This is a genomic window from Terriglobia bacterium, assembly GCA_020072785.1.
Taxonomy (GTDB): Bacteria; Acidobacteriota; Terriglobia; order Acidiferrales; family UBA7541; genus Acidiferrum.
Genome location: JAIQGG010000002.1, coordinates 420,397 through 442,758 on the forward strand (window position 1 = coordinate 420,397; position 22,362 = coordinate 442,758).

18 protein-coding genes are annotated in these 22,362 nt (G+C 64.4%); 13 read left to right on the forward strand and 5 right to left on the reverse strand.

Annotation, left to right across the window (positions count from 1 at the left end; translation table 11 throughout):
* Positions 1 to 114 precede the first annotated feature (114 nt).
* Positions 115 to 438 (forward strand): carboxymuconolactone decarboxylase family protein, encoded by a 324-nt coding sequence (locus LAN61_05130; GenBank protein MBZ5539886.1) that lies wholly within the window; start codon positions 115 to 117, stop codon positions 436 to 438.
* Positions 439 to 454: 16 nt separating this feature from the next.
* Here the strand turns inward: LAN61_05130 and LAN61_05135 are convergent, their stop codons facing one another.
* On the reverse strand, positions 455 to 871 hold the full coding sequence (locus LAN61_05135; GenBank protein MBZ5539887.1) for an Rrf2 family transcriptional regulator: 417 nt from the start codon (positions 869 to 871) through the stop codon (positions 455 to 457).
* Between the two features lie 338 nt (positions 872 to 1,209).
* Between LAN61_05135 and LAN61_05140 the strand changes: the two genes are divergently transcribed.
* The 5 genes from LAN61_05140 (at position 1,210) to LAN61_05160 (ending at position 9,520) form a co-directional block, all read left to right on the forward strand.
* A complete protein-coding gene (locus tag LAN61_05140; GenBank protein ID MBZ5539888.1) occupies positions 1,210 to 1,974 on the forward strand; it encodes a response regulator transcription factor in 765 nt (254 codons plus the stop codon).
* Positions 1,967 to 3,442 (forward strand): HAMP domain-containing protein, encoded by a 1,476-nt coding sequence (locus LAN61_05145; GenBank protein ID MBZ5539889.1) that lies wholly within the window; start codon positions 1,967 to 1,969, stop codon positions 3,440 to 3,442. The genes LAN61_05140 and LAN61_05145 overlap by 8 nt, the downstream gene beginning before the upstream one ends.
* 127 nt (positions 3,443 to 3,569) lie before the next feature.
* The gene (locus tag LAN61_05150) at positions 3,570 to 4,979 is read left to right on the forward strand and encodes a TolC family protein (protein MBZ5539890.1); all 1,410 of its coding nucleotides are present in this window, start codon (positions 3,570 to 3,572) and stop codon (positions 4,977 to 4,979) included.
* Positions 4,976 to 6,352: an efflux RND transporter periplasmic adaptor subunit gene (locus LAN61_05155; protein ID MBZ5539891.1), complete on the forward strand. Its 1,377-nt coding sequence runs from the start codon at positions 4,976 to 4,978 to the stop codon at positions 6,350 to 6,352. The genes LAN61_05150 and LAN61_05155 overlap by 4 nt, the downstream gene beginning before the upstream one ends.
* Positions 6,353 to 6,358: 6 nt before the next feature.
* Complete coding sequence (locus tag LAN61_05160) at positions 6,359 to 9,520, forward strand: efflux RND transporter permease subunit (GenBank protein MBZ5539892.1); 3,162 nt, start codon at positions 6,359 to 6,361, stop codon at positions 9,518 to 9,520.
* 219 nt (positions 9,521 to 9,739) lie between these two features.
* Here the strand turns inward: LAN61_05160 and LAN61_05165 are convergent, their stop codons facing one another.
* The gene (locus LAN61_05165; GenBank protein ID MBZ5539893.1) at positions 9,740 to 10,306 is read right to left on the reverse strand and encodes a rhodanese-like domain-containing protein; all 567 of its coding nucleotides are present in this window, start codon (positions 10,304 to 10,306) and stop codon (positions 9,740 to 9,742) included.
* A gap of 242 nt (positions 10,307 to 10,548) precedes the next feature.
* On the opposite strand from LAN61_05165, the gene LAN61_05170 reads away from it, so the two are divergent.
* Positions 10,549 to 11,973 (forward strand): aspartate kinase, encoded by a 1,425-nt coding sequence (locus LAN61_05170; GenBank protein MBZ5539894.1) that lies wholly within the window; start codon positions 10,549 to 10,551, stop codon positions 11,971 to 11,973.
* A 120-nt stretch (positions 11,974 to 12,093) separates the two neighbouring features.
* On the opposite strand, the gene LAN61_05175 is transcribed toward LAN61_05170, so the two are convergent.
* The gene (locus LAN61_05175) at positions 12,094 to 13,251 is read right to left on the reverse strand and encodes a pyridoxal phosphate-dependent aminotransferase (protein MBZ5539895.1); all 1,158 of its coding nucleotides are present in this window, start codon (positions 13,249 to 13,251) and stop codon (positions 12,094 to 12,096) included.
* A gap of 266 nt (positions 13,252 to 13,517) precedes the next feature.
* On the opposite strand from LAN61_05175, the gene LAN61_05180 reads away from it, so the two are divergent.
* The 6 genes from LAN61_05180 (at position 13,518) to LAN61_05205 (ending at position 19,773) form a co-directional block, all read left to right on the forward strand.
* Positions 13,518 to 13,988 carry a nuclear transport factor 2 family protein gene (locus tag LAN61_05180; GenBank protein ID MBZ5539896.1) on the forward strand — a complete coding sequence of 157 codons (471 nt, stop codon included), beginning with the start codon at positions 13,518 to 13,520 and terminating at the stop codon, positions 13,986 to 13,988.
* A gap of 200 nt (positions 13,989 to 14,188) precedes the next feature.
* Entirely contained in the window at positions 14,189 to 14,698 is a 510-nt protein-coding gene (locus LAN61_05185) for a hypothetical protein (protein ID MBZ5539897.1), read from the forward strand.
* Positions 14,699 to 15,205: 507 nt separating this feature from the next.
* Entirely contained in the window at positions 15,206 to 16,402 is a 1,197-nt protein-coding gene (locus tag LAN61_05190; protein ID MBZ5539898.1) for a DEAD/DEAH box helicase, read from the forward strand.
* 107 nt (positions 16,403 to 16,509) lie between these two features.
* Positions 16,510 to 17,466, forward strand: coding sequence for a cysteine synthase A (gene cysK / locus LAN61_05195; GenBank protein ID MBZ5539899.1), 957 nt, complete (start codon positions 16,510 to 16,512; stop codon positions 17,464 to 17,466).
* Between the two features lie 39 nt (positions 17,467 to 17,505).
* The gene (locus tag LAN61_05200; GenBank protein ID MBZ5539900.1) at positions 17,506 to 18,420 is read left to right on the forward strand and encodes a serine O-acetyltransferase; all 915 of its coding nucleotides are present in this window, start codon (positions 17,506 to 17,508) and stop codon (positions 18,418 to 18,420) included.
* A gap of 60 nt (positions 18,421 to 18,480) precedes the next feature.
* On the forward strand, positions 18,481 to 19,773 hold the full coding sequence (locus LAN61_05205; protein ID MBZ5539901.1) for a hypothetical protein: 1,293 nt from the start codon (positions 18,481 to 18,483) through the stop codon (positions 19,771 to 19,773).
* A gap of 93 nt (positions 19,774 to 19,866) precedes the next feature.
* On the opposite strand, the gene LAN61_05210 is transcribed toward LAN61_05205, so the two are convergent.
* On the reverse strand, positions 19,867 to 21,213 hold the full coding sequence (locus LAN61_05210; protein MBZ5539902.1) for a hypothetical protein: 1,347 nt from the start codon (positions 21,211 to 21,213) through the stop codon (positions 19,867 to 19,869).
* Positions 21,214 to 21,254: 41 nt separating this feature from the next.
* A complete protein-coding gene (locus LAN61_05215) occupies positions 21,255 to 22,187 on the reverse strand; it encodes a hypothetical protein (protein ID MBZ5539903.1) in 933 nt (310 codons plus the stop codon).
* Positions 22,188 to 22,362: the final 175 nt, after the last annotated feature.

Consider the following 22,362-nt stretch of genomic DNA (forward strand, 5'->3'; position numbering starts at 1 on the left):
AAGACCTGGCTCCGCTAAGATCGTTTTCAGATGCATGGCTGATTACAAGAACAGGATGTAAGATCGTGGCGGTAATCCGCCAGGAACTGACGGAACGAACAAAGAGGAGTATCCATGAAAAACAAGCTGCCACAGCGGACGCAAACCCTGCGAAAGAGCTACCCCGGGGTCTGGAAGAGCTTCCAGGACTTGGGAGAGCAGTGCCATCGCGCGGGTCCGCTGGAGGAACGCGCGCGACGCCTCGTGAAAGTGGGAATTTCCGCGGCGGCCCAGTCCGAAGGAGCGGTTCATTCCGCGGTACGGCATGCAAGAATCGCTGGCGTTCCAGCGCAGGAAATTCGCCACGCCATCTTGCTGAGCATCACAACCATCGGGTTTCCGCGGGCCATGGCGGCATTGAGCTGGGCGGAGGACATCCTGAAACGCCGGGTTGACTGACTCTCTACCGTGCGGTTTAGGAGCGCTCGCGTGCGCCCCGTTTCGCGCGGGTGAGAGACTTCTTCTTGCGGACGATTGTGCGGGCCATGGCATCCAGCGTGGTGGTATTGAAGGATTCGATCAGGTTGCCGCGCATCTGCTTCCACATTTCATGGAGCGGGCAGGGAGTTTCGTCGGAGCAGGCGGGGAGCCCCGTGACGCACTCATAGAAGTGGTCCAGTCCGTCCACGGCGGCGACGACATCGCGAAGCGAGATCAGTTCCGGACGCCGGGAAAGACTAAAACCGCCGCCGGGCCCCCGGCGGGATTCCAGTAGTCCCTTGCGAACCAGATCCAGCAACACCTTGCTCAGAATCGGGTGAGGAATATCCTCGGCCCGTGCGATCTCCTCGGCGCGGGCGGCGCCGCCCGGAGTGGCCACGAGAGAGGTCATCGCCTGGATCGCATATTGGCATTGGCGCGAAAAGATCATAGTGGATAACTATATCTATTATTCCAGTCCTACTGCGTTCGCGTCAAGAACCTCCCAAAACGCCTTGAATGGAAGACTAGGAGAAGTTTCTTTCACAGGCAAAAGAAAATTAGACTTGGCAAATAATGAACACAAGAATACAAGATAAAAAACTCTAGCATGGAGATTTGTCAACTCGAAGCCTCTCAGGTCACCGCCAGGAACGAGACCCCCGGCGAGCAGAGGGAATCGGCGGGAACTCCCCCCTTGCCGGGGAACAAGGGAAGGGAAAAAGCGAGAACTCGTCGTATCATCTCAGCATGCGGCTGCTGCTGGTGGAAGACGATCCGCGCATTGCGCGTTTCGTGGCCAAGGGGCTGCGCGAGCATGCGTATGCTGTCGATGTGGCCACGACGGGCGACGAGGCCCTGTACCAGGCGGAGATCAACACCTACGACCTGGTGATTCTCGACGTCCTGCTGCCGGGGCGGGATGGCTTCCAAGTGTGCCGGGAACTGCGCAAAGCGGGGCGGCGCATGCCGATTCTCATGCTGACCGCACGCGATGCCGTGGAAGACCGGGTCGCGGGACTCGATCACGGCGCCGATGATTACCTGACGAAGCCCTTCGAATTCCGCGAGTTGCTGGCGCGTTTGCGGGCCTTGTTGCGGCGTTCCGGGGAACTGCGCCCGGCGCAAATCGTTGTGGCCGATCTGGTGCTGGACACCGCCGCGCAGACGGCCGCCCGCGGGGGGCGCAAAATATCGCTTACGGCCAAGGAATACGCGCTCGTGGAATTTCTGGCGCGCAATGCGGGCCGGGTCGTGGGCCGCGAGGAAATCGCCGAACACGTCTGGGATGAATCGTTCGACCCGTTCTCGAACCTTATCGAAGTCTACGTGAATCGCGTGCGCGGCAAAATTGACGCGGGATCAGCGAAACCCTTGCTGCATACGCGCCGTGGGGCTGGCTACGTTCTCGGTTCCGCCGAAGACACGCGGGAACCCGAGGCCGCAACGCATCCCTCCAGCCGTGCCTCGCGCCACAAGGGTTCCGGCGCTTCTTCGAGGAAGGCCGATGCTTGAGTCCGTCCGTTTTCGCCTGACGCTCTGGTACACCGCAGTCCTCGCGCTGGTCCTCGTCGTGCTCTCTATGGCGGCCTACTTCATTCTTCGCCAGAGCACGCTGCGGGGGACGGACAGCAGCCTCACCGAGCTCGCGGACGCATTTCTCACGACCCTGCAGGCCGAACTGACGGATCAATCGGGGCCCAACGCCTTGAAACTCGCCGCGGCACAAGCCTTGTTTGAACATCGCTATCGCGACAATCTCTTCGTGATTCTGGATCCGCATGGCAATCCCGTCATCGCTTCCGAGGACCTGCCCGTGCCGAACCCGCCGGTAAGAGACCATGTGGCCGGGATCTTCACCTCCGGGGCTTTCCGCGAGCTCATCGAAGCGTCCAGGCATGGCGATCGTTTTTTTCAGAATGTGCCGGCCGGGCCGGACAACTACCGGGGATTCGTCCGCAAGTTTCCCGTGAACGGACATGAACATACCTTGCTCGTTCTGCAATCCCTGCGCCGCCAGGCGGAGCTGCTGGAAGAGATTGCGCGGACGTTTGCCTGGGTCATCCCCATGGCGGTGCTGCTGGCCTGCGCCGGGGGCTATTTTCTGGCGCGCAAGAGCCTCGCCCCGGTCGTGGATATGGCCACGCAGGCCGGGCGCATCGGCGCGGAGAACCTGCATGAGCGTCTGGCCGTGCGCAACCAGAAAGACGAACTCGGGCACCTCGCGCGGGCCTTCAACAGTCTTCTCGACCGGCTGAGCCAGTCCTTCGAACGCCAGCGGCGCTTCATGGCCGATGCTTCGCACGAACTGCGCACGCCGGTGGCGATCTTGCGGGGGGAGGCGGAAGTGGCGCTTTCCCAGCCGTCGCGAACCATGGAGGAATACCGCGAGTCCCTGGTGCTGCTGCGCGCTGAGGCGCAGCGGCTGACGCACATTGTCGAGGACCTCTTTACACTGGCACGGGCGGATGCGGGGCAGTATCCGCTGACGCGAAGCGATTTTTATCTGGACGAGCTGGTTGCCGACTGCACCCGCAATACCCGCACGCTGGCCTTGGCGAAGCAGATCACGCTGGCCGTGGATGCGCCGGCGGAATTGCCCATTCATGCCGATGAAGCCTTGCTGCGCCGGATGTTCCTGAATCTGCTGGATAACGCGATCAAATACACTCCGGAGGGCGGCCGGGTCTCCGTCGCCTGCCGCCGCGAGGGCGAAGAATACGCCGTGAGCGTCACGGATACCGGGCCGGGCATTCCCGCGGAGCTGCAGCCGCGAATCTTCGAGCGTTTTTTCCGGGCGGACGAAGCGCGGTCCCGCGGTGACAAAGACGGGGACGGGGCAGGCCTCGGTCTCTCCATCTCGCGCTGGATCGCGGAAGCGCATCAGGGCCGGCTGGAACTCACCCGCTCCGGCTCCTCCGGGAGCACATTTACCGCGTTTCTGCCCGCCGCGGCGGCAGGTGCGCCGTCCCCGGGCCGTTAATCCTGCGTTTATCTGGAAATCGTTACCTTGCTTCGTGAGCCTGCTTTCCGCAGACTTGGGCTTCTGCCGGGAGACGGCAGCGGCAGCGGACAACACCGTGGCCGTAAGAAGCACGCTGACGAACGCCATGCGAAATAGAACTCGATTGACGCAACATGCGCTGCGGGGACTCCTCCTGGCAGCCGGCATCCTCGCCGGGACTTGCACCGGCGCACGCGCGGGACAGCAGCAAGCGCCCGCGGCCGCGCTGGCCCCGCCGAATCCTGTCGCCCAGCCGCAGGGAGGCGCCACGGCCGCTGCGCCGCTGCGCTTGTCTCTGCAGGAGGCTCTGGAGCGCGCGCGGAAGTACAGCACCCAGTTCCAGGCGGCGGCGACCGATTCCGCCATCGCCCACGAAGACCGCACGCAGGCGCGCGATGCGCTGCTGCCCACGGCCAGCTACAACCTGCAAGCGCTGTACTCGCCGGCTTTCGTCACAGCCAGTGGAGTCCGCCGTTTCATCGCGACCAACGGGCCGCAGGAATACATCAGCCAGGGCAACGTGCATCAGGTGCTCGACCTCGCGGCGTTCGCGAGCTTCAGGCGGGCTTCGGCGGCAGCCGCCGCAGCCCGGGCGCGCAAGGAGATTGCTTCGCGGGGGCTGGTCGTGACGGTCGTGCAGGGCTATTACGCGGTGGCTGCGGCCCAGCAGAAGCTGGAAGTGGCGCGGAAATCGGCGGAGGAGGGCGAGCGCTTCCTCAAACTGACGCAGGATCTGGAGCGCGGCGGGGAAGTGGCGCACTCCGACGTCATAAAGGCGGAACTGCAGACACAGGACCGCCGCCGCCAGTTGCAGGAAGCGCAACTGGCGCTGCTCAACGCGCGGCTCGATCTGGCGGTCCTGCTTTTTCCGGATTTCAACGACAATTACGAAGTCGCCGACGACCTGCATGCCGCGGTCCCGCTGCCCACGCTTGCGGAGGTGCAGCAGCTTGCGGCGCGCGACAACCCGGATGTCCGAGCCGCGCTGGCCTCCGTGCAGGCGGCCGGGCACGACGTCACCGGCGCGCGGGCCGGCTATTTGCCTTCTCTGAGTTTCGATTATTTCTACGGCATCGACGCGGCGCAATTTGCCGCAAAAGACGCCGCCGGCAACTCGAACCTGGGTTCTGCCGCGACGGCCACTTTGAGTCTCCCCCTCTGGAACTGGGGCGCCACGCAGAGCCGCATCAAGCAGGCGGAGCTTCGCCGCGCCCAGGCGCAGCGGGAACTCTCGCTGGCGCAGCGCAAGCTGCTGGCGGAGATCCGCTCGCTGTATGCGGAGGCGGAAACCGCGCTGAACGAGCTCAGCGGTCTGAACCGTTCGGCGGTGCTGGCGGGCGACAGCCTGCAGTTGACCATGCTGCGCTACAAGGGCGGCGAAGCCACCGTTCTGGAAGTGGTGGACGCGCAAAGCACCTACAGTCAGGCGAATTACGCCTATCAGGACGGCGCGGTCCGCTACCGCGTGGCTCTGGCAAACTTGCAAACTCTGACGGGAGTGCTGACCTCTCCATGAACCTTACGACTCTAGGCGTGACCGCAAAGCGGTCCACGATCACGCGCACGCTGAACCTCGGCTCCGCAATTCCGCTGGCTGGCGCCATGGCCACACTGTTTGCGGTGCTGAGCGGCTGCGGCAGCCCGGAAAAAGAGAAGGAACCTGTCGTCTCGGTGCAGACCACGCCGGCGCGGAGGGGGCCCATCTCCCAGATTATTTCCGGCGAGGCGGTGGTTTATCCCCTGCAACAGGCCGTCATCATGCCCAAGATTACCTCGACGGTCAGCAAGTTTCTCGTGCAGCGCGGGAGCCGCGTGCGCAAGGGCCAGTTGCTGGCGGTGCTTGAAAACGCGGATCTCGCTGCCGCCGCCGAACAGGGCAAAGGCGAATTTGAGCAAGCGGAGGCGAGTTACACGACCACGACCGGGGCGAGTCTCCCGCAGGACCTGCAGAAAGCGGAGCTGGATGCCGCCGCTGCCAAGGCCGGTTTTGACGCCCAACAGAAAGTCTACGACAGCCGGAAGGAGCTGTTTCAGCAGGGGGCCATACCGCGGCGGGATCTGGATTCCGCGGAAGTCGCGCTGGCGCAGGCGCGCAGTCAGTATCGCGTGGCGGAACGCCAATGGAACGACCTCCAGCGCTTGGTCCAGCAACAGGCGCTGAAATCCGCATCGGGCCAGCTCTCCGCGGCAAAAGGCAAGTACCTCGGAGCGAAGGCGCAGCTCAGCTACTCGGAGATCAGGAGTCCCATCGACGGCGTGGTCACCGACCGGCCGCTGTATCCCGGCGAGCTGGCTACCGCGAACCAGCCGCTTCTCACGGTAATGGATACGACCAGGCTCATCGCGAAAACGCACATCGCCCAGTCGGAAGCCGCGCTGCTCCGGGCCGGCAATCCGGCGGATTTAAGAATTCCCGGTCTCGACGCCTCCCTGAAAGGCCGCATCAGCCTGGTCAGCCCTGCGCTCGATCCGGGCAGCACGACGATCGAGGTCTGGGTCGAAGCGCTCAAGGCGGACCCCGCGCTGAAGCCGGGGATGACCGTAGAAGTGGCGATGACCGCGAAGACGGCCAAGGATGCGATCGTGGTGCCCGCTTCCGGCCTGTTTAAGAATAGCGAAGGAGCCGACTACGTTCTTGTCGCTGGCTCCGATGGCCGCGCGCACCTCAAGACGGTTCAAGCGGGCATCCGCAACGCCGGGCTCGCGCAGATCGTCAGCGGCATCAGCGCCGGCGAGCCGGTGATCGTCTCCGGCGGCTACGCTCTGCCGGACAACACGCAGATCAAGATTGCGCCCCCTGCTCCGGCGGAGAAGGATGCTGGCGGCCAGGCTGGCAAAGCGGACCAGGCCGGCGGCTCCGCGAAGCCGGCCGGCAAGGACAAAGAGTAGGCGCGCATGGATCCCCGGCCCGAATCCACCCGCGCAGCACAGGCTCCCGAGAAGCCGCCGGCTCCCTGGTTCCAGCGGCTCTCGCGCCCCATCCTGTTTCTAATCGTCAGCCTCGCTCTGGTCGGGGTTTATCTCGCGTTCACGATCCCCGTGGCCGTTTTCCCCAACACGGATTTTCCGCGCATCGTGATCGGCGTGGACAACGGCGTCATGCCCATCGACCAGATGCTGGTCACCATCACGCGCCCGCTCGAGGAAGCCGTCAACATCGTGCCGGGCCTGCAACAGGTAAAATCCATCACCAGCCGGGGCTCCGCCGAGATCAACCTCTTCTTCGACTGGAAAGTGGACATGTTCCAGACGTTGCAGCGCGTGGACGCTGCAGTCTCGCGAGTGCAGTCGGAACTTCCGCCCACGGCGAAAATCGAAACGCACCGGCTCACCTTCGCCACATTTCCCATCCTGGGCTACAGCCTGACTTCCGACAGCGTGCCGCAGAACAAGCTCTGGGAAATCGCCACCTACGAGATCAAGCCGCGCATCAACCGGCTGGACGGCGTATCGTCGGTACTGGTGCAGGGCGGCCGCGTCCCCGAATTTCAAGTGACGCCCGACCCGGCCCGGCTGCTGGCCGCCGGCGTCACCGTAAACGACATCCTCGATGCGATTCGCCGCACCAATCTGATCGATTCGCCCGGCCTGTTCGAACACAACCACCAGCTTGTGCTGGGCCTGGTCAGCGGCCAGGTGCGCACTCCGGAACAGATCGGCCAGATCGTCCTCAAGAATTCCCCTGCGGGCGTACCCCTCCGTCTGGGGGATATCGCGACGATCGCCCCCTCGGTTGCGCCCGTGTACACGATTGTCACGGCCAACGGCAAACCTGCGGTCCTGCTGAGCGTCAATCGCCAGCCCGACAGCAATACGGTGGCCGTAGCCGGCGAAGTGCATGCCCAGATCGAAGAGCTGCGCGCGTCGCTCCCTCCGGGCGTGCACCTGGAACCGTTCTACGACCAGTCCACCATCGTCCATGAATCGATCGCCAGCGTTCGCGACGCCGTGTTGCTAGGTTTGCTGCTGTCGTCCGCGATTCTCGTGCTCTTCCTGCGCGACTGGGGAACGTCGCTCGTGGCCGGCCTGGTCATTCCCGCCACGCTGCTCATTACCTTCATCGTTCTCAAAGTTACTGGCCAGAGCTTCAATCTGATGACGCTCGGCGGCCTGGCCGCGGCCGTCGGCCTGGTCATTGACGACGCCATCGTGGTTCTCGAAAACATCGTCCTCCACCGCGACGCCGGCGAAAGCCGCCTGCAGGCGATTCAGAGCGCTCTCGGCGAGATGACCGTGCCGCTCATCGGTTCGACCATTACGCCGATTGTCGTGTTTCTCCCGCTCATCTCCATTACCGGAGTCACGGGAAGCTTTTTCCGGGCGCTGGCGGTCACGATGACCGTTTCGCTGTTCACTTCGCTCCTGCTCGCGCTCACCTGGACGCCCACGCTCAGTCAATATCTGGTTCGCCGCAAGATGGCCGTTGCGGAGCGCGTGCCGGCGGACGTCCTGGATTCCGCGGCGCTCCTGTCCGCCGAGGAGGCGCACCTGTTCGGCCTGTTCGGGCGCGTCGTGGAGTTTTATGTGCGCACGATGAAGACCGTGCTGAAGCGTCCCTGGACCCTGGCGGCAAGCTCGGCGGTGCTCATCGTTCTTGCGGCCGTCTGCTACAACGCGCTCGGTTCCGATCTTTTGCCGGCGATGGACGAAGGCGGATTCATCCTCGACTATTGGACGCCTCCGGGAAGTTCGCTCGCCGAATCCGACCGCATCCTGCAGCACATTGAACGGATCTTGAAGTCGGTTCCCGAAGTGGAGAATACTTCGCGGCGCACGGGGTTGCAGCTCGGCCTGGCGGCCGTCACGGAGGCCAATCGCGGGGACTTCACCGTAAAGCTCAAGCGCGACCGCAAGCGCGGCATCGACGACATCATCACCGATGTGCGCACACAGATCGAGCAGACCGAGCCGGGCGCCAAGGTGGAATTCGTGCAGGTCTTGCAGGACATGATTGGCGACCTGACCAGCGCGCCCGAACCCATTGTCATCAAGCTCTTCTCCCAGGATCCGCAGCTTCTCGCGCAGACGGCGCCGCGCGTCGCCGGGGCCATCGGGAAGGTGCATGGAGTGGTCGACGTTCTGGACGGCATCGAAAACACCATCAGTGGTCCGGCGGTGACCTTTCGCGTGGACCCGGTGGTCGCCGCGCGCGCCGGCTTCGCGCCCGAAGAGGTTGCCGCGGACGCCGCCGCCATCCTGGAGGGTGAGCCTGCGGCTACGCCCGTCATTCTCAACGATCGCGCGTATACCATTCGCGTCCGCTTTCCGGAAAAGAACCGCGCCTCGCTCGACCGCATCAGCAATACGCTCTTGACCAGTTCCACGGGGCGCACGGCCACACTCGGTTCGCTGGCTACCCTGAGCACCGACCCCGGTCAGACCGAAATTATCCGGGAGAATCTGCAGCGCCTCACCGAAGTCACCGGCCGGCTTGAAGGCGTCGACCTGGGCACGGGCATCGCCGCGGTGCAGAAGGCCGTCGCGGATCTGCACCTGCCGTCCTCCATCCGTGTCGAGTATGGCGGCACGTTCCAGGAGCAGCAGAAATCGTTTCGCGACCTGCTGATGGTTCTCCTGCTCGCGCTGGTGCTCTTGTTTGTTGTGCTGCTCTTCGAATTCCCCAGCTTTTCCGCGCCGGCGGCGATTCTCGCTTCCGCCTTGCTGTCGACCTTCGGAGGCCTGCTCGCCTTGCTGGTGACCGGCACGACTTTCAACGTCGCGTCCTTCATGGGGATGATCATGGTCATCGGCATTGTCGCGAAGAACGGCATTCTGCTCCTGGACGCCGTGCAGCGCTTCCGGGCCCTTGGCTATTCGGCCGAAGAGGCGATGCTGCAGGCCGGCCGCCGCCGCCTTCGCCCCATTGTCATGACGGCCATGGCCACCATCGCCGGTATGCTGCCTCTGGCGTTCGCCATCGGCGCCGGATCGCAAATGCTGCAGCCGCTGGCCATCACGGTCGTCGGAGGACTCTTCAGTTCCATGGTCTTATCGCTCATCTTCACACCGGCCATTCACTTCTTCTTGCAGCCCAGGAGCAGTGCTGAAGCAGAGTGACCCGCCCTTCGCGTGGCTGGCGGGCGGAAGGAATCAGGCAGGCGCGAATGCGGGTCTCGCCGGGCAAGGCGCGGCACCGCTTCTCTCCGCACCTCTCCGTGGATTGTGGGAAAAACATCCTTTGCGTCAGGTGGTTTCGAGGGGCAGCAAAGAGCCGCAAGGTGCGGCCCGTTGCCCAAAATTTGGAGCGGGCTGCATCACCCGCCGGTCAAACACTTCTTATCCCTCGGCCTCACTGGGGCCTGCGACGATGGCCGCTGGCTGCTTGCAATGCCGCGCTCCATTCCACGGCATTTTCCCCAACAGGATCCCCATCGGGCAAAAATCCGTCAGCCCTGCAAACGACAGTCCCGTTCCAACAAATCCCGACAAATACATCCAGCGATAATTCACCAGCAACCCCAGCACCACACCCAGCAGTACCAGCAGTCCCGCGGCCAGCCGTACTTGACGCTCCAGCGACCAGCGCGTTCTCGCGCTGGCCACCAGCGGCAGTCCGGCCTTTACCCAGGCGTTCGTGCCCCCTTTCAGCACCGCCACGTCGTCGCGGCACGGCTTCAACTGCTGCGCCACGATCCGCGCCCGCGTCCCGCCCTGGCAAATCAACACCACCGGAAGCTCGCGGCTCATATCGTCCAGGCGCGCCGCGATCTGGTCCATCGGGATATTCACCGCACCTGGCACGTGTCCCGCGGCATACTCCGAGGCCGACCGCACATCCACCCATTGCGCCCGGCAGTTTCCCGTGCTCGCCGCCTGCAATTCCGTAACACTAGTCTCCTTCATGCAGTTTCTCCATTTTTAAGAAGCTATGAGTATATAAGAAAGAGCCCTCTCCCCAATATTCGACTTTTGTGGATTGCTCGGAGAACGGCAAGACCGCCCGGCCCTGCCTGCGCCGGTGTGCGGACGTTGCGCGCAACGGCAAGACCCGTCCGGGAACCGGCAGAATAGGTGTGACTATTGGGCGGCAACTGAATGAAAATACAAATGGGAAATCAACGGGCTCCACTCCCGGATGGGATGACATGAAAGCAAAAGTGCAGGTCATGAAGTTTGGCGGTACCTCGGTCGGCGATGCCGCGTGCATCGCCCGTTCGGCGCAGATTGTCGCCAGTGCGGCGAGGGACAGCGCCGTCGTGGTGGTGGTTTCGGCCATGAGCGGCGTGACCAACCGGCTGATCGACGCCGCCCGGCGCGCGGAAAACGGCGATCGCCAGGCGGGTGCCGCTCTCGTCGACGCCTTGCGCCGGCAGCACGAGGCCGTGCTCGCCGCCCTGGTCGCCGGCAAGGAAGCGCGCCAGCCGGTCCTGCGCCGGCTGGAGGAGATTCTCGCGGAAGGGCAGCGGCTTTATGATGGCACGGCGCTGCTCCGCGAGCTGACGCCGCGCACTCTCGATTCCATCTCCAGCCTGGGCGAGCGCCTCTCCGCTCCGCTCTTCGCCGGCGCTCTCGCCGAACTCGGCGTGCGCGGCGAAGCCGTGGAAGCCACCGAATTGATAATGACCGATGCCTACCACGGCGGCGCCGAACCTCTCATGGTCCGCACCCGCGAGCGCTGCGAAGCGCGCCTCCGCCCCTTGCTGCACGCGGGAATCGTTCCCGTCGTCACCGGGTTCATTGGCGCAACCTCCGAGGGCATTCTGACCACCCTCGGCCGCGGCGGCTCCGATTATTCCGCCACGATTTTGGGCGCGGCCCTGGGCGTCGACGAGATCATCATCTGGACCGACGTGGACGGCGTTTTGACGGCCGATCCGCGTCTCGTCCCCGAAGCCCGCACCATTCCGGAAATTTCCTACCGCGAAGCCGCCGAGCTCGCCTACTTCGGCGCCAAAGTCCTGCACCCCAAGACGCTCCGGGAAGTCATCCCCGCGGCCATCCCGGTCTGGATCCGCAACAGCTTTGCCCCGGAGCGCCCCGGCACGGTGATTACCCGCGAGGGCCGGCGCATCGGCGGGGGCGTCAAGGCCCTCACGGCGATCCGCGACGTGGCCCTCATCAGCGTGGGCGGCCCGGGCATCGTCGGCGTTCCCGACGTCGTGGGCCGCACCTTTTCGACTACCGCGGAGTTGCGCGCCAGCGTTTTGCTCATCTCCCAGTCCTCTTCCCAGAACGACATCTGCTTCATCGTTTCCGCGGCCGACGCCCAGCGCACCGTGGAGGCGCTGCGTCACGAGTTTGCCCAGGACCTGGCGCACCAGGTGGTCGAACACATCACCGTCGATCCCAATATCGCCATTGTGGCCGTCGTCGGCGAAAAAATGCACGGCACGCCGGGCATTGCCGGACGAACCTTCAACGCCCTGGGGCGCGAGAGCATCAACATTATCGCCATCGCGCAGGGCTCTTCGGAGACCAACATTTCCTTCGTCGTGGAAGACCAGGCCATGAAAGCGGCGTTGCTGGCCACGCATCGCGAATTCGGCCTGCACTCCCTGCTTTCCGATTGAGTTGACCGCTTCGCGGTCGCACGTGAAAGCGGCAAGAACCTGCGCCGGCGTATTCCGGATTTGCTTCCCATGCAGCTTTCCGGCGAAAGCTGTTTTTCGATGGGGCGTTCCGGTTCTCCCTCAAAAGCCCGCCAGCAGCCGCCGCATCCCCTCCGCAAACTCCCGCTCCGGCGTGATCAGGCTCGCCACCAGGTAGCCGTCGGCAGGGAAGTCGTAGAAGTGTCCGGGATGCACATACACGTCCTTCTCCGTCAGCAGCGCGATCGCCAGCTCTTCGTCCGGGCGCGTCGCCGGCACCCGCAGCACGGCATACCATCCGCCTTCCACGTTCAGCCGCGCGCACGCTTCCTGTCCCGCCACCTGCCGGTACAGCTCCGCCAGATTCTTGCGCACCCGCTCCAGCAACTGCAGCTGAAACGCGTGCCGCTGCTCCAGAAACACCGGCAGCGCCAGTTGCACGGGAGCATTCATCGAAAGATAGGTGTCGGCAATCACCTCCAGCCGCGCCAGCGCCTGCCCCTTGGCCGGTTCCGGCCCGCTGGTGATCAGCCACGCCGCCTTCATCTGCGGCAGCCCGGAAATTTTCGAGAGCCCGCTCAGCGTAAACGTCAGCGCCCCCCCATTCCCGGCGAAACTGGCCGGCGCCGCTCCCCCGAGTGCAAAATCCAGAAACACCTCGTCGGCGATCAGGGCCATCCCCCGCGCCGCGCAGAGCGCATTCAGCCGCGCCATCTCTTGCGCCTTGCAGAAATGCCCGGTCGGATTGTTCGGGTGCACCACGATCACGCCGCGCGTGCGCGGCGTGATCGCCTGCTCCAGTGCATGGAAATCAATCTGCCAGCCGTAATCGTAGAGCAGGGGATAACGCGCTACCCGGACATCCTGAATGTCCGCGAGGAAGCCGAAGAGCGGATAGCTCGGTTCCGGCGCCAGCAGCTCGTCCCCGGGATCGCACAGCGTGCGGAAAACATAGGTGTAGGCTTCGCTGGTGCTGGTGGTGAGAAAGATCTCCTCGGCCGCAATATTTATCTTGCGCGCCGCGTAGTACCCGGCCACCGCCCGCCGCGCGCTCTCCAGCCCCCGCGGATCCGGCTCATACACCAGCGCCGCCGGATTCGCCAGCGCCCGCAGGATCGCCGCGCGGTCATAGTTGAACCCGCACGCCGTCGGATTCGACGCGCTCAAATCCAGCAGCGGCTTTCTGGCCGCGCGGTGCCGCGCCAGCGCCGCGCTTAGCCGGTTCGTCTCCAGGTTCCACTTGGTGCGCTCAGCAAACATGGTGCGTGCGCCTCGCTATATCTCGGCCATTCGCGGCTGGGCAGGCCGTAGCCTGTCCCGGCCCCGGCCACGCGAAAGGGTAGCACGCGCGCGGCCCGATCACCCGCCGCAGCGCCGCTCCCGGCAGGGGGTGCAAGTTAAGCGTACACCGGCGTTTCCACTCGTGAATTTGTAGTAAGGTGAACTCTACGCATTCGAAGAAACTTCCTGAACATGCACAAGCCCGGTTCAATTTCGCGGGAAATCCTCTGAGGGAGATCGAGAACATGTCACTCCTATGGAAACGCAGTCTGCTGGCGGTTCTGGCAGGTCTGCTGGTGCTGGGCGCGGCGCTCGCGCAGACCAAAGCCGCCGGCTATGCCGCCGCGGAACAGGCCGTAACCAAGCTCGAGCAGGAGTGGTTCACCCTGCAGCTCGCGCACGACTGGGGCAAGCTCACCCGCATGGTCTCCGACGATTTCATCCTCACGGAGTCCGACGGCAAACTGGGCAACCGCGACTCCATGTTCGCGGGATACAAGGAAGAGGCGGGAATGACGCTCAGCATCAAGATGAACTTCATGGTCTCCCACGCCGTGGCTGCCAACGCCGTCATCGCCACCGGCCTCGACGATATCACCCTCAAGGAAAAAGACGGCCGGATCACCCACCGCTACGAACGCTTCACCGACACCTGGATCCATCGCGATGGCCGCTGGCAATGTGTCGCCGAACAGCTCACGTTGGCGCATCCCTAGCGCCGCCAGTTTCCGCTGCTTCATCCGCAGGGAGGACATGGAGGTAGCGGCCGAATTGCGGAACATCCAGGAAGCCGCGCAACTCCCCAGTTTCTTCGCGCTCCCCGCGGGCTATCAAATATACGCGCCCCGCAAGCCCCAGACGCGCTATAGTGCGCCCCATACGGGCTCGCATCTTCACCTTTGAGAGGAGATTGACTATGGCCTTTTGCGGAAATTGTGGTGCGGCAGTTCCCGACGGGACGGCTTTCTGTGGTAAATGCGGTGGCCGCGTGGGTGCTGCCTCCGCGGCTCCGGCCGGCTCGGCAACCGGAGGCTCCGGTGCTTCTGCGGGCGCGCCCGCGGCTGCCAATCCCGGCTTGTCCATTAATCTCGTCTATGCCCTGACTTATGTTTTGGGACTGATCACGGGCATTCTGTTTTTGGTGCTCGATCCCTACAAGAACGACCGCAAAGTGCGCTTCCACTGCTTTCAGTCGATCTTTTTCCACGTCGTGGTCATCGCTATTTTCATTGCCGCCTTCATCGTCGAGGCAATCCTGGCGGCAGTCAGCGGAGGCGTTCTCGGCCTGCTCTTCTTGCCCATCCATTTGGTCCTCTGGCTGGGCACTTTCTGCGCCTGGATCTTCCTGATGTACAAGGCTTACCAGGGCGAGGAGTTCCGCCTGCCCATCATTGGCGCACTGGCGGCCAAGCAGGCCGGCAGCTAGTCGGCCCGTCGCATTACGCGGCGCCGGCTGGCTTGCCAGCCGGCGGGCCGGCGCCGCAAGGTGCTTTGGAGACAAAGATAAACAGGCACTGCTCCTCGGATCGGCTCGCGCTTCTTTTCCTCTCGTTGCTCTTCGCGAGTGCCGCTGGCTGCGGCCACTCGATGTCCTCGCCCGCATCCCTCGCGGAGGCGCCGCCAAGTTCCGCCCTATCCGCTGTATGTGTGACCGCGAAGCGGTCAACGCTCCCGCGCCTCGGCGCCAGCGCAAAAAACGGAATTTTCGTCCTCGACAGTTCCTCCGCGCAAGCCCGCAAGCTCGTCCCCCGCTCGGTCATGTTTCCGCAGGGCCTCACCCTGCGCAAGATCGTTGCCGTGTTCTCCGGCAGGGGAATCGGGCGTATCATGGGTTGGTTCGCCTACAGCTATGAAATATCACCCCCTTCACGGACACCACGCACTGCACTCACATCCCGCAAACCAGGAAAAAGAGGCAGCCAAGGCGGCGCATGTGCCGCCGCAACCAACGCTGCCAGCAGGGCCGAGTGCGGCGGCGGAGCAGGCGATTTCGGGGTTTTCGGGGCTGGGGATTGCTCCGGGGTTGCTGGCCACGCTGGTGCGGCTGGGGTACGTGACGCCCACGCCGATTCAGCAGCAGGCCATTCCGGCGGCGCTGCAGGGGAAAGATATTGTAGGGATCGCGCAGACCGGCACGGGGAAGACGCTGGCCTTCGGCATTCCGATGATCCAGCGGTTGGCGCAGATCAAGGGGCAGGGGCTGGTGGTGCTGCCGACGCGCGAGCTGGCGCTGCAGGTGGATGAAGCGCTGCGCAAGGCGGGGCAGAGCGTGTCGTTGCGCACGGCGGTGCTGATCGGCGGGGCGGGGATGGGGCCGCAGATGCAGGCGCTGGCGCGCAAGCCGCACGTCATCGTGGCCACGCCGGGACGGCTGATGGATCACATGCAGCGGCGCACGGCGAAGCTCGACCACGTGCAGATCCTGGTGCTGGACGAAGCCGACCGCATGCTGGACATGGGATTTGCGCCGGTGATCGAGAAGATTATCGCCGCGGTGCCGCGCGACCGGCAGACCATGCTCTTCTCCGCGACCATGCCCGCGGGAATCATGAAGATGGCCGCGGCGCATATGAAGTTGCCGCTGCGCGTGGAAGTAGCGCCGGCGGGAACGCCGGCGGAACGCGTGACCCAGGAAGTATTCGTGATTCACAAAGAGGCCAAGAACCGCCTGCTGCAGAATCTCCTGGAGCAGTACCCCGGGACGACGCTGATCTTCACGCGCACCAAGCACGGGGCCAAGGCGCTGACCAGGAACCTGCGCGCCATGGGCCACAACGCGGCGGAGATTCACTCCAACCGCTCGCTGGCGCAGCGCCGCGAGGCGCTGGACGGCTTCAAGTCGGGGCGATACCGCGTGCTGGTGGCCACGGACATCGCTTCGCGGGGCATCGACGTGGCGGGCATCGGGCTGGTGCTGAACTACGATCTGCCCGCCAATCCCGAGGATTACGTGCACCGCATCGGGCGCACGGCGCGCGCGGGCGCGGGCGGGCACGCCATCACGTTCGCGACGCCGGACCAAAAAGGGGAGATCCGGCAGATCGAGCGGCTGATCAGCAAAAGCCTGAAGATTTCGCCGGTGCCGAATCTGCTGGCCGACCGGCGGCGGGAGTTTCCGGCGCGGCGCTGAGAAGCGCATCGCGCGGCAGGTGGGGTAAAATCATCTACCCCGCCGGGCAGCCGGCAATGGACGGCGGCGGTCAGTTCAACGCAGACGCAGTGGAGGCAGGGACGCTCATGGCCAATATCTACGCGGACAATTCACGAAGCATCGGCAGGACGCCGCTGGTGAAGCTGAACCGGCTGACGGCGGGCGCGCGCGGGACCGTGCTGGCGAAGATCGAGGGGCGCAATCCGGCCTATTCGGTGAAGTGCCGCATCGGCGCGGCGATGATCTGGGACGCGGAGAAGCGCGGGGTGCTGCGGCCGGGCGTGGAGATTGTCGAGCCCACCAGCGGAAACACGGGGATCGCGCTGGCGTTCGTGGCCGCGGCGCGCGGCTACAAGCTCACGCTGACCATGCCGGAGACGATGTCCCTGGAACGGCGGCGGGTGCTGGCGGCGTTTGGCGCAACGCTGCATCTTACGCCGGGGCCCGAGGGCATGCCCGGGGCGATCAAGAAGGCCGCGGAGATCGCGCAGTCCGATCCGCAGCGCTACTTCATGCCGCAGCAGTTTGAAAACCCGGCGAATCCGGACATCCACGAAAAGACGACGGGCCCGGAAATCTGGAGCGACACCGACGGGGGCGTGGACGTGCTGGTTTCGGGCGTGGGCACCGGCGGCACGATCACCGGCATTTCGCGTTACATCAAGAAGACCAAAGGCAAGGCCATCGTTTCGGTGGCGGTGGAGCCGGCGGACAGCCCGGTGATCACGCAGCAGCGCGCGGGGCAGCCGCTCAAGCCTGCGCCGCACAAGATTCAGGGCATTGGCGCGGGATTCATCCCCAAGAACCTCGATCTCTCGCTGGTGGACCGCGTCGAGCTGGTGAGCAACGCCGAGGCCATTGAATTTGCGCGGCGCCTGGCGCAGGAAGAGGGCATCCTGAGCGGCATCTCCTGCGGCGCGGCCGCGGCGGTGGCCGTGCGCCTGGCCAGGATGGAGGAGTTCGCCGGGAAGACCATCGTGACCATCCTGCCGGATTCCGGAGAGCGCTACATCTCTTCGGTGCTGTTCGAGGGCCTCGGATAACCAGCGTCCGGCGGGGAGCGTTGCGGGCGGAAGATCATCATGAGCGTTGAAAACCTGAATCGCCTGGCCCGGGAATTCCGCATGGCCCTCGACGCGCAGCTCGCCGGGGACGAGCACAGCGAGTTCCAGTTGCCGAGCCGGGAAGTCGTGGCGGCGGTCTGCCGGCACTATCTGCAAATTCTCTTTCCCATCTATTTTGCGCCGCTGGGCGCGGCGCCCCATCCGCCCGTGGGCGCTTACCTGCGCGAGATGCAGACGCTGCTCACGGATCAGATCTGCCGCGCGGTGCGCTTCGATTGCCGGAGCAAGGGCAAGCCCTCGCCGGCGGATCCCGCGCATTGCGTGGAAGAAGTGCTGGGGCCTTTGTTCGAGCAGTTTCCGGAGCTGGCAGGGCTGCTGGCCAGCGATCTGCAGTCCGCGTATCAGAACGATCCGGCGGCAGCCAGCTTTGAGGACATCCTGCTGAGTTATCCGTATATTGAGGCAATCACGGTGCAGCGGCTGGCGCACCGGCTCTATCTGCTGGATGTGCCGTTTATTCCGCGCATGATGACGGAAGTGGCGCACAGCCACACGGGGATTGATATCAGCCCGGGCGCGGCGATTGGCGAGTCGTTTTTCATCGATCACGGCACGGGCGTGGTGATCGGGGAAACGGCGGTGATCGGCAACAAGGTGACGCTGTATCACGGGGTGACGCTGGGGGCCTTCAATCCCACGCTGCGGGATGCCACCGGGACGCTGCAGCGCGGGCGCGAGAATAAGCGCCATCCCGACCTCGAGGACCACGTTACCGTCTATCCCAACGCGACCATCCTCGGCGGGAAGACGCGCATCGGGCACCACAGCATCATTGGCGGCAACGTCTGGCTCACGCACTCCGTGGCGCCCTACAGCAAGGTGACCATGAAGGATCCCGAGTTGGTCATTCGCAGCGATCATCCGCAGGAGTGAACGCGGGCGGCGGGGCGAGAGATGGCCGTGTCCCCCTTCTTTCTCCAAGGAGGTTGTTCCATGGGATTCCGATTCCTCGCAGGTCTTCTATTTGCGGCACTTCTGAGTATTCCAATCTTTGCGCAGACACCGAAGGTATCCGAGCAGGGGCAGAAATGCCTGGACTGCCATGCGGCGACGACGCCGGGCGCGGTGGAACAGTGGCGTGAGAGCGCGCACGCCAGAAAGGGCGTGGACTGCTACTCCTGCCACCAGGCCGCGGCAGGCGATCCTGCGGCGTTTGATCACTACGGGCAGAAGATCGCCGTGATCGTCACGCCGAACTACTGCGGGCGTTGCCACGAGAAAGAGGTGGAGCAGTTCGAGAAAAGCCACCACGCGAAGGCGGCGCAGTTCATCGGGTCGCTGGACAACATGCTGGGGGAGATCGTGGAGGGCGGGCCGGCGGCGATGAACGGCTGCCGGCAGTGCCACGGCAGCGAGGTGAAATATCTGGGCGGCGGGAAGTTCGATGCGGCCACGTGGCCGAACAGCGGGATCGGGAGGGTGAACCCGGACAAGAGCCTGGGCACGTGCGCGGCCTGCCACGGGCGGCACAGCTTCAGCTCGGCGCTGGCGCGGCAGCCGGAAAACTGCGGGAAGTGCCACATGGGTCCGGACCATCCGCAGATCGAGATCTACAACGAATCGAAGCACGGGATTCAGTTCCGGGCGAACATCGCGAAAATGAACCTGGAATCGAAGTCGTGGGTGGTGGGGAAGGACTATTCGGCGGCGCCGACGTGCGCCACCTGCCACATGAGCGCGACGTCCACGCAAGGGATCACGCACGACGTGGGCGACCGCATCAGCTACACGCTGCGGCCGGTGGTCAGCATCAAGCTGGAAAACTGGGAGAAGCGGCGGGCGGCGATGCAGGACGTGTGCTCGGCCTGTCACGCGACGGGCTGGGTGGAAAACTTCTACAAGCAGTACGAAGGAACGATCGAGCTGTACAACGAAAAGTTTGCCAAGCCGGCGAAGGGCATCATGGACAAGCTGTATGCGGCGGGCAAGCTGACCCGGACGCCGTTCGACGAGAAGCTGGAGTGGACCTACTACGAAATGTGGCACCACCAGGGGCGGCGCGCGCGCATGGGCACGGCGATGATGGGGCCGGACTACACGCAGTGGCACGGATTCTACGAGGTGGCCAAAACGTTCTACACGGAGTTCATTCCGGATGCCGAGCGGCTGCTGCCCGGGGTGACCGCCGAGGTGATGAAGAGCGACTACCACAAGTGGACGAAAGGAATGACCAAAGAGCAGATTCAGGAGCAGATCGAGTTTTACAAGAAGCGGTACAAGCAGTAGCGAAATAAGATTGGCAAGGGATCGCCGTGCTGGAGGAAGACTCCGGCACGGCGATTGTGTTTTTGGGCGGCGGCTACAGCGGCGGAAGAGAGATCAGTGGGGGGCGGGGTCGCGAAAGGCTTCGGGTGGATCGAGGAAGGACTGCTGCCAGAAGGCATCGTCGGCGAGGGAGCCGGATTGCCATTGCTGAAGGAGGCCGAGAGTGGCGGCGACTTCTCCGCCGTCGGCGGTGTCGAAGAGGATGAGGATGCCGGCGAGAGGCTGGGCGGAAGAGGAGGATGCGGCGGCGGCTTTGAGGAAGAGCGATTTGGCGAAGCTGCGGCGGGCTTGGGTGGTGGAAACTTTTTCGGCCTGCGGGACGGGCTGCACCCAGATGATTCTTACGGTTTTGCCTTGCAGGGGTTCCCACTTGCCGGGGAAGAGCCCGGTTTCTTCGCGGGTCACGCGGTAAAGCGGCTGGTCCTGCCCGCTTGGCGCGGTCGGAGAGGAGGAATTGCCAGCACCATAGCGCTCGGGAAGTTCGAGCTGCGCGCGGCGAATCCAGCCGCGGCTGGCGCCGGAAATCTGCACGTGCACCCAGTCGGGCTGCAGGTCGAGGATTTCGAACTGGTCCTGGGCTTCGGCGGCGAAGAGGACGCGCGCGCCATTCTCGGGCTTGGCCAGGATGGGCGTGCCGGTCTTGCGAACGGCGGCGAGGTTTGCGGGATGGGCCTGGGTGCGCTGGATCTCCTGGAGGTTGAGGACCGTGGCGTTGAGTTGCTGCATGCGCTTTTCGGCGGCTTCGCGCTGCTTGCGCAGGGAGTCGATTTCTTGTTCCGCGGCGGAGGAGGGAGCGGGCTGGGATTCGGCGGCGGAAGCAGCGGTGGCAGGCTCGGGAGCGGAGCCGGCGGCGCCGTAGCCGCGGACATTGGGCACGGGCAGGGTCAGGCGATAGGCGGGGCGCGCAGGGCCGCCAGCGGACGCGGCGCTGGTGGCGGAAGCGGATTTGCCGTCGAGAGCTTCCGCGAGGCGGTCGAGGAGATCGTTTTCAAGGCGGCCGTTGGAGGGCAGGACGCGATAGCCGGCCTCGGCGGGATTGGGAGCGGCGTACCAGGCGGAGATCTTGGCGTGAACGCGGACGATGGTGTCGCCGGTGACGCGGGCGGTGAGCTGAAAAGTGCACTGGTAGTAGGCGCGCTCGAAGCGCTCGAGGGGCTGGTCTACGGTGCCGACGAAGCCGTCGAGGAGAGGCAGGTGCCCGCTGGCGGAAGCGCGCAGGGGTTGCAAAGCCTTCTCGACTTCGGGCTTGGTGTGCAGGAAGGTGCGCTCGATGGGAGCGTCCTGTGCGAATGCGGCGCAGCAGGAGAAGAGCGCGAGGGCGCAGAGGCAGAGCGAACGGAAAAGAGAGCGGGAAGCGTGGCGGGGCGGCCGCTTCGCGGGATTCGTCGCTGGCACGTTCATTGACCTGTGCAACCGCAAAGCGGCCGTCCTCTTCACGCCGCTCATGGCAGGGGCTCCAGTTGGTCGCGGCGGATCCAGCCACGCTGGCCGCTGGGAATTTCCACGCCGTACCAGTAAGGAGTGAGGACCAGGATGACGACTTCGGTATAGGCGGTGAGGGGCTGCAGGGTGGTGGCGCTGCGGAAGGGAGCGGCCTTGAGCTCGCCGGCGGGAGCTTTGACGCGGGCCTCGACGGCATGGCGGAGGGCCTGGGCGCGCTGTTCGAGTTCGCGGACGGAGGATTGCGCGGCGGCGAGGCGCGCGGATTCATCGTCGCGGCGGCGCTGCCAGAGCTGGCGTTCGGCCTCCGCGCGTTCGCGGCTGCTGCGGGCCTCTTCGGCTTCCTGAGCCTGGAGCTGCAGCGCCTGCAGGTGCTCCTGGACCGCTTTGTATTCGCTGGATTCGACGGTGCCGTCGGAGGGATGGGCGATGCGCCGCGCGGCTTCGACGTAGACGGCGTCGATGTGCAGGAGGGTGCGCTGGGCGGCAACGCTTTGCACGACGAAGCGGACGGCGATGGTGCCCTGATCGCCGGCTTCCCGGAAATGGCGCGGGGCGATCACGTCGGTGCGGATTTTGTAGAAGACTTTCCCGGCTCCCTCCCACTTCGTGAAATAGGGAGAAGAGTCGGCCTCGTTGGCGCCAGTGAGGGTCTGTTCCTTTTCAAACTGATAGGTGCCGTGGATGGTCTGGTCACGAACGACTTCCAGGACAGCTTGCAGAACGTCGGCTTCCGGGGCCGCGATTTCCGCGGCGAAGCCCGGGGAAAGGGGAGTCTTGTCCTTGGGCAGAGGAAGAGAGAAGAGCGGCGGAGCGGCGAGGAGAATGAGTGCAAGAAAGGACGCGGCGAGCCGGAAGCGCCGGAGGACTGCCGAGGTGCAGGTCTTCCGGGAGCGCAAAGCGGCGGGGGTGGTGGGATTTTTGGAAGTGGCCATGGTCCGTGGTGATGGTCGTCGCAAAGAGCGCGTGCGGGCGTTCCGGCATCGGCAGCGCGCGAAGACGTTCGTTCTCCTGTGTTTCCGTGACCGCGAAGCGGCCAACAGTCCTGGCAACAGTCAGAGTGCACCATAGCAGGCTGCGAAAAACGAAGTAAAGAAAAAGTAGCAAGCG

Coding starts and splice junctions, on each gene's coding strand:
- LAN61_05155 (MBZ5539891.1), top strand. CDS start 4,976: ATGAACCTTACGACTCTAGGCGTGACCGCAAAGCGGTCCACGATCACG.
- cysK (MBZ5539899.1), top strand. CDS start 16,510: ATGGCCAATATCTACGCGGACAATTCACGAAGCATCGGCAGGACGCCG.
- LAN61_05130 (MBZ5539886.1), top strand. CDS start 115: ATGAAAAACAAGCTGCCACAGCGGACGCAAACCCTGCGAAAGAGCTAC.
- LAN61_05200 (MBZ5539900.1), top strand. CDS start 17,506: ATGAGCGTTGAAAACCTGAATCGCCTGGCCCGGGAATTCCGCATGGCC.
- LAN61_05180 (MBZ5539896.1), top strand. CDS start 13,518: ATGTCACTCCTATGGAAACGCAGTCTGCTGGCGGTTCTGGCAGGTCTG.
- LAN61_05160 (MBZ5539892.1), top strand. CDS start 6,359: ATGGATCCCCGGCCCGAATCCACCCGCGCAGCACAGGCTCCCGAGAAG.
- LAN61_05145 (MBZ5539889.1), top strand. CDS start 1,967: ATGCTTGAGTCCGTCCGTTTTCGCCTGACGCTCTGGTACACCGCAGTC.
- LAN61_05175 (MBZ5539895.1), bottom strand. CDS start 13,251: ATGTTTGCTGAGCGCACCAAGTGGAACCTGGAGACGAACCGGCTAAGC.
- LAN61_05150 (MBZ5539890.1), top strand. CDS start 3,570: ATGCGAAATAGAACTCGATTGACGCAACATGCGCTGCGGGGACTCCTC.
- LAN61_05215 (MBZ5539903.1), bottom strand. CDS start 22,187: ATGGCCACTTCCAAAAATCCCACCACCCCCGCCGCTTTGCGCTCCCGG.
- LAN61_05140 (MBZ5539888.1), top strand. CDS start 1,210: ATGCGGCTGCTGCTGGTGGAAGACGATCCGCGCATTGCGCGTTTCGTG.
- LAN61_05185 (MBZ5539897.1), top strand. CDS start 14,189: ATGGCCTTTTGCGGAAATTGTGGTGCGGCAGTTCCCGACGGGACGGCT.
- LAN61_05210 (MBZ5539902.1), bottom strand. CDS start 21,213: ATGAACGTGCCAGCGACGAATCCCGCGAAGCGGCCGCCCCGCCACGCT.
- LAN61_05165 (MBZ5539893.1), bottom strand. CDS start 10,306: ATGAAGGAGACTAGTGTTACGGAATTGCAGGCGGCGAGCACGGGAAAC.
- LAN61_05205 (MBZ5539901.1), top strand. CDS start 18,481: ATGGGATTCCGATTCCTCGCAGGTCTTCTATTTGCGGCACTTCTGAGT.
- LAN61_05135 (MBZ5539887.1), bottom strand. CDS start 871: ATGACCTCTCTCGTGGCCACTCCGGGCGGCGCCGCCCGCGCCGAGGAG.
- LAN61_05170 (MBZ5539894.1), top strand. CDS start 10,549: ATGAAAGCAAAAGTGCAGGTCATGAAGTTTGGCGGTACCTCGGTCGGC.